Genomic DNA, 3,499 nt, shown 5'->3' with positions numbered 1-3,499 from the left:
AATTACGTGACGGCGGGTGGGGAATTACGTGACGGACAACCCCTCAGACCTGGGGAATTACGTGACCGCTGACATCCCGAGCGATCTGGGTATTACTTGAATCCCCCTCACAAGCGAGGATGATCCGCGACCGCATCGCCAGCGCCTGAGCGCTACTGGGCCGTCGCGCCCACCCCTGCAACTGCTCACGTTCAACATCACTCAACACCACAGGCACAGCAACAGGACCCGGCATACACCAAGCCTACTATCCGAACGCGAATTAATAACTCACTACACTAGCCGCCCTCAGGCGGCTCGTTTGCGGCCCCGGGCGGGGCGCAGCCCGGCCAGCGAGAGCGTGGTGTGCACCAGCGACCCGGCCCGCTCGATCAGCGACTTGCTGCGAAGCGACCCGGGGGGCCAGTAGTGCATCGGCAGGCCACGCCGGTCGTGAGGCGGGGCCATGAACTCGGGCGCCTCCACCAACGGCGCGTCGACCGGGACGCGGCCCTCGGCGCGCCGGTAGGCGGCCAGTGCCCGGGGGTGCAGGCGGATTTCGTCGGGAACGGCCAGGAACGCCAGCTCGATCAGCTTGCCGAAGATCCGCAGCAGGATCTCGTCGCCGGGTGTCCAGCGCATGCCCGCCTTCTCGCGCACTGCCGGGTCGAACAGCCCGGTCGCGATCCAGCGCTGACCCGCCACCAGCGGCTTGAACATCTGGTCCCAGATCGGCGTGGGAATCAGGACGAACTTCGGCTTGGGGATGCGGATGCGGAAGATGTCCAGCGTCGCCTGGTTGATCTCCAGCTCGTCGCGGCAGACCCGGTCCCAGTACTGCTGAAACTCCTCCCACGAGCCCGGCACCGGCCGCATGCTCATGCCGTACATCCGGTACCACTGCACGTGCTCGTCGAACAGCTGACGCTTTTCGGCTTCGGTCAGGCCCCCGCAGAAATATTCCGCGACCTTGATGATGAGCATGAAGAACGTGGCGTGCGCCCAGTAGAAGGTTTCCGGGTTCAGCGCGTGGTAGCGACGGCCCTCGGCATCGATGCCCTTGATGGTGTCGTGATAGTGCTTGATCTGCGCGCCGGTCAGGGGAGCGCGGTCGCCGTCGTAGACGACGCCCATGATGGGGTACACGGACCGGGCCACCCGTTGCAGCGGCTCGCGCAGCAGGATCGAATGCTCTTCGACGCCCGCGCCCAGTTGCGGGTACATGTTCTGGATCGCCCCGATCCAGATGCCCATCATCCCGGTACGCAGATCGCCAAAGTACTTCCAGGTAAGGGAATCCGGTCCAAGCGGATCAGCGGATGTCGTCGCTACGGAACTCATCACGACCTCCTACGTCCTCACTGCGCTCACGATAACTTTTGACAACATCTGTTGTCTACGATTTCGGGGAGCCCCGCGCGAACGTGTTACCGAGATTGCATCCGTGTGTGGCGCCACCGTGATGAGCACCCGATGAGACCCGATGCGGACCCTGGGGGCGTTGTTCGCCACAACCGGCACGGTCTCGTTGCCCGGCTTCCCCGAAACTACTTACCCTTGCCAGGTGGAATTCGCGGCTCGCGATGCGGATCCGGGCGGCCCCGCAGAATCCGAGTCGGTGACGACGGTGCCGGGGACAGCGCCTCGGTCTGCGGTGTCGTTGCAGAGCGCGGCCCAGTGGTGGCAGAACGCCAACCGCAGCCCGGGCGTGGTGGCCTTCCTGCGGCGGACGCGGCGGCTGCTGCCCGGCGATCCGGAGTTCGGTGATCCGCTCTCGACCGCGGGCGACGGCGGTCCGCGCGCGGCGGCGCGTGCCGCCGACCGGTTGCTGGGGGACCGTGACGGCGCGTCGCGCGAGGTCAGCCTGGGCGTGCTGCAGGTGTGGCAGGCGTTCACCGAGGCGGTGTCGCGCCGTCCGGCCAATCCGGAGGCGACGTTGGTCTTCACCGATCTGGTCGGGTTCTCCACCTGGTCGCTCGAGGCCGGCGACGACGCGGCGTTGTCGTTGCTGCGCCAGGTGTCGCGGGCCGTCGAACCGCCGCTGCTGGACGAGGGCGGCCACATCGTCAAACGGATGGGTGACGGCCTCATGGCCGTGTTCCGTCGTCCGGACGTCGCGGTCAGGGCGGTCCTGGCGGCCGACGAGGCGGTGAGGTCGGTCGAGGTGGCGGGCTATCGGCCGCGGATGCGGGTGGGCATCCACACCGGTCGGCCGCAGCGCTTGGCCGCGGATTGGCTCGGCGTCGACGTCAATATCGCCGCGCGCGTTATGGAACGCGCCACAAAAGGCGGCATCATGATTTCCGGCTCGGCGCTGGAATCGGTCCCGCAAAGTGAGCTCGACGCCCTCGGCGCGGTAGCGAAACGCGCACGTAAATCGGTGTTTTCGCCGAAAACCCCGGGCATTCCGCCGGAGTTGGTCATCTACCGGCTGGAACACTCTTAGGGACTTGACAGCAACCCATCACGAAGTCGAAACAGTTTAGCCCTCATAATGGATTCAATGTGTGGGGGCATCTTCTCCCGGCTGGCCCGGGTCCGTTTCACCATCGGATACGTCGCGGTGCTGCTCGCGGTCAGCTGCGCCATCTTGCTGCTCGGCCAGCATGCCCATGACGTCCTCGTCGCGCGGGCCAGCACCAACCTGCACAACCTGGCGCACGGACACGTCGGCACGTTGCTAGGCAGCGCGCTGGTCGTCGACGCCGGCCCGCTCTACTTCTGGCTGCCCTTCCTGACCTGCCTGCTGCTGTTGGCCGAACTGCACCTGAGCACCATCCGGTTGATGATTGCCTTCCTGGTCGGCCACGTCGGCGCGACGCTAGTGGTGGCCGCCGCCCTGGCCGCGGCGGTGGAGTTCGGGTGGTTGCCGATCTCGATCGCCCGGGCCAGCGACGTCGGCATGAGCTATGGCGCCCTCGCGGTGCTGGGCGCGATGACGGCGGCCATCCCGCGGCGGTGGCGTCCCGCGTGGGTCGGCTGGTGGATCTCGGCGGGCCTGGCCTCGGCGATCATCGGCGCGGACTTCACCGATGCCGGACACACGGTCGCGGTGATCCTGGGCGTGCTGGTGTCCGCCCGGTTCCGTCAGCCGATCCGTTGGACGCCGGCGCTGGTGCTGATGCTGGTGGCCTCGTCAGGCTTCGGCTTCCTGGTTCTGGCTCACCACTGGGGAACGATGGCCGCCGCTCCGATCGTCGGCGCGCTGGGCGCGTTCGTGGCGCACAGGGCCGTCCAGCTCCGCGCGGCGCGTACCGCGCCGGCCGGTGACCTGTCCGCCCCGGTCGCGGTACAGCCCGTCCCGGTCGGCTAGCTGTTGCGGGTCATGAGGTTGTAGACGCCGACACGGGTTGAGGTGTTCGGGGGACGGGTTCTTCGGCGGCAGGATGAGAAATCGCCAAACCCCTCGTCCTGACTACCGAAGGAACCCGTCCGTGACCCACGGTAATGCCCCGTTGTCCGTTGAAGGCCGTCGTCGACTCGTGGCCCGTTGCGCTGATCGTCCGATCGCTCACGTGGC

Annotated in this window: 3 protein-coding genes; 2 read left to right on the top strand and 1 reads right to left on the bottom strand. The window is 67.0% G+C overall.

All coding sequences use genetic code 11. The annotated features are described in order from the left end of the window. Nucleotides 1-288 precede the first annotated feature (288 nt). On the bottom strand, nucleotides 289-1,320 hold the full coding sequence (locus AWC25_RS04570) for an oxygenase MpaB family protein (protein ID WP_069400373.1): 1,032 nt from the start codon (nucleotides 1,318-1,320) through the stop codon (nucleotides 289-291). Between the two features lie 142 nt (nucleotides 1,321-1,462). Between AWC25_RS04570 and AWC25_RS04565 the strand changes: the two genes are divergently transcribed. Beyond that, nucleotides 1,463-2,425: an adenylate/guanylate cyclase domain-containing protein gene (locus AWC25_RS04565; RefSeq protein WP_142278691.1), complete on the top strand. Its 963-nt coding sequence runs from the start codon at nucleotides 1,463-1,465 to the stop codon at nucleotides 2,423-2,425. Between the two features lie 57 nt (nucleotides 2,426-2,482). Then, on the top strand, nucleotides 2,483-3,292 hold the full coding sequence (locus AWC25_RS04560; RefSeq protein WP_069400371.1) for a rhomboid-like protein: 810 nt from the start codon (nucleotides 2,483-2,485) through the stop codon (nucleotides 3,290-3,292). The last annotated feature ends 207 nt before the right edge of the window (nucleotides 3,293-3,499 follow it).

This window comes from Mycobacterium sherrisii, assembly GCF_002102355.1.
GTDB classification, from domain to species: domain Bacteria; phylum Actinomycetota; class Actinomycetes; order Mycobacteriales; family Mycobacteriaceae; genus Mycobacterium; species Mycobacterium sherrisii.
Note: the sequence above shows the minus strand (reverse complement) of the source record. Positions and strands in the feature narration are given on the sequence as shown.